The organism is Paenibacillus senegalensis JC66 (assembly GCF_000285515.1).
Classification (GTDB): Bacteria; Bacillota; Bacilli; order Paenibacillales; family NBRC-103111; genus Paenibacillus_L; species Paenibacillus_L senegalensis.
The window spans coordinates 770,049-776,519 of sequence record NZ_HE610959.1 but is presented as its reverse complement, the minus strand read 5'-3'; the positions used below and the strand labels follow the sequence as shown (position 1 = coordinate 776,519).

At 41.9% G+C, this 6,471-nt stretch carries 2 protein-coding genes; both read left to right on the top strand.

Translation table 11 applies throughout. The annotated features are described in order from the left end of the window. The first annotated feature begins 138 nt into the window (after window positions 1-138). Window positions 139-5,250: a leucine-rich repeat protein gene (locus PSHG_RS15635; protein WP_010274444.1), complete on the top strand. Its 5,112-nt coding sequence runs from the start codon at window positions 139-141 to the stop codon at window positions 5,248-5,250. 118 nt (window positions 5,251-5,368) lie between these two features. Next, entirely contained in the window at window positions 5,369-6,253 is an 885-nt protein-coding gene (locus PSHG_RS15630) for an alpha/beta hydrolase (RefSeq protein WP_010274441.1), read from the top strand. Window positions 6,254-6,471: the final 218 nt, after the last annotated feature.

Genomic DNA, 6,471 nt, shown 5'->3' with positions numbered 1-6,471 from the left:
CGGTTACAGCCCCCTCTCTCCCGCAGTGGCAACGCACCTTTGCTCATGGCAGGTATAAGTATCATTTCTTTCATTTTTCTTTCATCGCGGCTGACTACAATGGATCTTATACATCCATAAATGGAAAGGTGGAGGAAAATGTTACAGGGAAAACGCCATAAATGGAAAGGCTATATTCGTAAAATCGGGATGATTGGGCTCATGATGTTACTCGTTCTTCCTAATATGCTAATTAGCTCCGTATCAGAAGTTTTTGCGGACGAGGCGGATTACGATTATTTGGTTGTCGGTGAAACGATAACGATCGTAGGGTATTTGGGTACGGATATGGACGTGGAGATTCCGGAACAGATTCAGGGAAAAGATGTTACAGTGATTGCAGATCAGGCATTTATGATGAAAACAATGAACTCTGTAACGATTCCCCGGACGGTCACCACCATAGGAATTGGGGCATTTATGGGATGTGAATTGGACTCTGTTATTTTAAATGAAGGATTAATAGAAATAGGCTTAATGGCATTTGCGGGCAATCAAATGGAGCATGTGGACATACCCGGGACCGTGACTACAATTGCTGAGGGGGCGTTTAGTCAGGGAAATCTGAAGACGGTAACCTTAAGAGAAGGTTTGAAGACAATAAAAGATCAAGCATTTTGGGATAATGAAATACAAGCCGTGCATATTCCGGAAGGCGTGGAGGTAATTGGTGAGAGGGCATTTATAGATAACAAGCTGGAGGAAGTGACGCTGCCTGGCACAATTACTTCTATTGGCAAGCAGGCATTTTTAGGAGGAGACGGTAATAACAACATTCGTACGTTAACTTTGCAAGAAGGATTAAGTTCAATTGGGGAAAGTGCCTTTAAAGATAACTTGCTGGCATCGGTTCATATTCCTGGCAGCGTGTCTGTAATTGAAAAAGAAGCGTTCATGGGAAATGCGATACAAACGCTTATCTTACATGAAGGTATAGGGGCCATTGGCGAGCAAGCTTTTGAACAGAATAATATAGAAGAAGTTGTGATCCCCAGTACTGTGAACCATATCGCGGCGAGTGCATTTTTACGGAACGAGATCAATACGTTAACGTTGCCCGTTGGTGTGAGAGCGATTGGCGATGCTGCATTTGCCTTAAATCCCTTAACAGAAGTAAAAATATATAATGATGAGCTGGAATTTGGGATGTTCCCTTTTTTTCAAGCTCCACCTGCAACACCAGCAGATATAACGCTATTTGGTCATAGCGGATCGACAACAGAGCAATATGCAATAGCAAACGGCTATACCTTTCAAGTATTGGAGGAGAGCGGTCCAGTAGTTTGTGGAGAACATACCGATTTTGAATGTGTAGTTAACGATGATGATACGGTAACGATCACTGGGTACGATGATCAGGCTACTAAGGATGTGGAAATTCCGCAGCTGATAGATGGAAAAACCGTGACAGCCATAGGGGAGGAAGCGTTTGCTTTTAAGGAATTAACTAGTGTAACGATTCCTGATTCAGTGACAGATATAGGTGAAAGTGCGTTTTGGTATAATCAATTAACGAGTGTAATCCTTCCGGATTCATTGACAAGTATAAAGGAAGGGACTTTTCAAGCGAATCAATTAACAAGCGTAGTCATTCCAAATTTTGTGGTTACCATAGGAGAACGGGCATTCCATGACAATCAATTAACGAGTGTCACGATTCCGAATTCGGTAGAGACAATAGGGTATGGCGCGTTTTGGGTGAACCAATTAACTGAAATAACCATCCCTGACTCTGTGGAGTTTATAGGAGCAAGCGCGTTTAATGTTAATGAGTTAACCAGTGTGACGATCCCGGCGAGCGTACAAAACATTAGGGAACAGTCCTTCGGTAGAAATCCTTTACAAATGGTGCAGTTTGAGGGATCTGTACCGATTTTTGGAGCAAATCCTTTTGCTACACCGCTTTTAGACGCGAACTTTGAAGGTTGGTATACCGACGAGAATTTTGAAAATGCATGGGATCATACAGTCCCGGGACCTATGACGATTTATGGTAAATGGAAAGAGGATTGTGGGGAGGAAGAGTGTTTGGAGTTGAATTTGACACCAAGTGAAACCAATCCTACCAATCAAGATGTGACGATTTCTGTAAATGTTAACAGATTACCGGAAAGCATTAGGGAATTGAAATGGGCAAAAGGGGATCAAAACCTTGCTTATTTTCAAGCTGGCGGAGGAGAGCTTGTTACCTCAAATGAATTCATCGTCTCCGAAAATGATACGTATACAGCATATGTAGAAGACGTTCTTGGGAGAGAGCTGATTGCAACGATCCAAATCCATAATATCGACAAGACCCCTCCCGTAGTTTCGGGTGTGACGGATGGTGAAGTGTATAATGCACCTGTAACCATTTCCTTCAATGAAGGGACCGCAACATTAAATGGGATTGCTTTCACAAGTGGAACAACGGTGAGTGCGAATGGCGAGTATGAATTAATCGTTACAGATGAAGCGGGTAACGAAACAACGGTAATGTTTGAGATGAATCAGTCTGATTATATATATGTAAATAATGGAAGCGGTACGGTAAGAATCACAGGGTACAGGGGAACGGATACAAGTATAGAAATCCCGGATACACTGGATGGGCAGACTGTTGCGGCTATCGGGAATTATGCCTTTAGTGAAAAGAATTTGGAGAGTGTGATTATACCTGATAGTGTTACGAGCATTGGGGAGTATGCATTTTTTGAAAATACATTACAAGAAATTGAGATTCCAGGCAGTGTAATAACGATTGGCAATCATGCTTTTCGTGACAATAATTTAGCTTCGGTTACTTTTTCAGAAGGGTTGGAGAGGATAGGAGGAAATGCGTTTTTAAATAATTATATAACCGAATTGACCATACCAGATACAGTAACACTCATTGATTACGGTGCATTTGTAGGAAATAACATAACTGAACTAACTTTGGGTGAAAATGTACAGACCATAGAGGCCGCTGCGTTTTGGTTAAATCATTTACAATCGGTAACGATACCGGAATCTGTCAGGTCTATTGGCCGGAGTGCTTTTAGTAATAATCAGATAAAGGAATTTATAGTATTGAGCAATCAGGTAATTATTAATCCGGATGTATTACATGAAACGAATCCAGCTAATCCTGAACAAATAACGATTCATGGCTATTGTGGATCGACAGCCAATGAACTTGCCAATCATTGGGGATATACTTTCGAGCAGCTCGAAGCGGATGAATGTTTAATGATCACATTAACCCCGAGCGGAACCGAACCGACGAATGAGGATGTAACGGTTTTAATTGATGTCATAAGCGATATAGCCAATGTGGTGGAGTTGAAATGGGCAAAAGGAAGTAAAGACCTTGTCGATTTCCAGGATGGAGACGGTGAGGATGTGACGGATAATCAATTTACTGTTTCAGAAAATGGAACCTATACCGTATATGTAAAGGATAAGACAGGGAATGAAAAAGTCGAGCGGATAGAGATCAACAATATTGATAAATCCCTATTAATCATTCATGTGCAAATAGTAGATGGGGATACCATTACCCTTCACGTATATGGCAGCGACTCTATTCAGCAGCTGAAACAAAAAATTCAAGATGCTGTCGGAATTGCACCCGAAAACCAAAACATAACTTTTGCCGGAACAGTGTTAGAAGATGGTCGTACGATCGCGGACCATAATATTCTGAATAACGCTACATTGCAATTGGAGGTGATCTCGCCTGGTGGCGGAGAGATACCTACACCACCTCGTTTAAAGCAATTAGGGGTAAGTCTACAGGGTGAACGTGCATTGGAGTTAATTCCAACCAGTTTCGACCATGACATAGGGAATACGAAACAAGAAACCATTGAAATCTTTGCAACCGCAAATGATCCTAAAGCGAAAATCACATTAAATGGCGCCCCCTTTGATGAAAAGCAATCCCTTCCGTTGAATGAAGGGAAAAACCTTTTTACAATCATCGTTACTTCTGAAAATGGGGATGAGCAAATTTATACGATTACAGTGACCCGCCAAGCAAAAGAACCTTCACCAGGTGAGGGGGAGCACATTCCTTCCAGTGACAACAGTTTAGAACTATTGGAAGCCTATGTTGACGGGGAAAATAGGCTATTATTTGATCCGACCCAATTCGAATATAATTTGGGCGTTACGGAAGCAGCAGCTGTAGACATTGTTGCGAAGCCACATCATCCTAAAGCAAAAATCACATTAGATGGCGAAGTACTGGAAGATAGGAAAACATTGCTTTTGGAGAAAAGTGAACATACTTTTGACATCATTGTTACTGCTGAAAATGGGGATGAGCAAATCTATACGATTACAGTGACTCGCCAAGCAAAAGCATCGTCACCAGGAAGAGGATGGGGAGTATATATTCCTTCCAGTGACAAAAGGATAGACCAATTGGAAGCACATGTTGATGGGAAAAATATATTGCCCTTCGATCCAGCCCAATTCGAATATGATTTGGGTGATACGGAAGCAGAAACCGTAGAAATTATCGTGAAGCCACATCATCCTAGGGCGAAAATCACATTAGATGGCGAAGCATTTGTAGATGAACAAACGTTGCTATTGAACGAAGGAAAAAACATTTTCGATATCGTTATCATCGCCGAAAATGGAGACGAACAAACCTATACCATTACTGTGAATCAATTGGAAAAGGTTCCATTCACCGATATTGCAGGACATTGGGGTGAAGGCTACATCAAGAAGAGCTATTGGGAGAAATTGTTTTATGGTTATCCAGATCGAACATTCCGACCGGATGACCGGATAAGCCGTATGGAAGTAACAAGTCTCTCCGTGCGATTATTGGAATTGGATGAACAAAAGCAAGTGCCATTTACAGATGTTCAATCGATCGGGAAAGCTGTAATGGAGGAGCTTGAGAAGGCGTATGCACATGGTGTGGTTAAAGGTTATCCGGACCAGACCTTCAAACCCGCCGCAGATGTGACACGTGCCCACCTTGCTTTAATTTTTTACCGTACCTATGAGAAGGTAAACGGAACACCATATCAACCGAAGCAGTTGGCATATTTCCCGGATATCTCTGGATATGATCAGGAAACACAAAATGCCATTTCGATGCTTGTTGAATTAAAAATTGCAGAGGGGTCAGGCGGAAACTTTATGCCTGACGATCAAGCAACAAGGGCGCAGGCAGCCAAAATGTTTGTAAATTTTAAAGAAGTGCTAGGCCGTCTGGAAAATAAGTAGCGATTATGAATGAAACTCCCACAGAAACGGATAAATTGTGGGAGTTTCTATTTTCTAAATGTGGATGAAATCGGATTATGCAAAATGCTGAAATAACAAAGGAAGGAAAGTGCTGCGGATGATATTCCTTGTTTGGATCGTCGTATCTGTCGTTGCTTTGGCCATCTTAGCCTGCCTTATGATCTCCTTTATCGTGTCGCTAAAACTAACGCGTAATAATGTAAGAAAAGCGATAAACGAATCGCCGGAAGATTACGGTCTCGATTTTGATTTAATATCGTTTCAAAGCAGAGACGATATTTCTTTAGAGGGATGGTTTATCCCGGCACAGCAGCCAAAAAACAGGACCATTATTTTTGCGCACGGTTATCGGGGAAATCGGTTGGAAAAGAAATTACCTGCATTAAAATTAGCAAAAGATTTGACGGAGAACGGTTTTCATGTTTTGATGTTCGATTTTCGCAGTTGTGGGGAATCTAGTGGAAATGTTGCATCCATTGGTCTGTACGAACAGGAGGATCTATTAAGCGCGATTGCGTGGGTGAAAGCCAATCACCCTTCTTCAATTGGTCTGATCGGTTTTTCTATGGGTGCATCTACTGCTTTACTTGCGGCTGCCCGCGCGCCTGAAGTAGTTGGTGTAGTTGCGGATAGTCCTTTTAATGAATTATCTACCTATTTAACTGAAAAGTTTTACGTATGGACGAAGCTGCCGAGCTTCCCATTTACACCACTCACGCTTGCCTTTATAAGAATGCATGTGGGAAGTGCCAAGAATGTAAGTCCAATAAAAGCTTTAAAGAAAATACATCCGCGTCCCGTTTTATTGATTCATGGTGATCAGGATTATTCCATACCTTATGAAAACAGTATGCGTTTGCACGAAGCCTACAAGGAGCATTCGGAATTGTGGACGGTTTCTAATGCCGATCACGTTCAGGGATACAGATTAAATAGAGAAGAATATACAAGACGGGTTGTTCAATTTTTTGATCAATTATGAGGCTCACTCTAATAATTAGAGGTTGACAGTATAAGATAGCAGAAGCGGAGGGGAAGAGGGAGACTGGAGAAGCGAAGCGTTCGCCTTTGTCACCGGATTTCAACCGCTGAGGCGTTTATGATTAAGAAATCTGGGTGGCAACAGCGATCGGAGGTCCCCTCATTCCCCGTAGTGATCTCCTCCTTTGTTGTCAACCACTAGTTTAAGTTTTGAGCCAA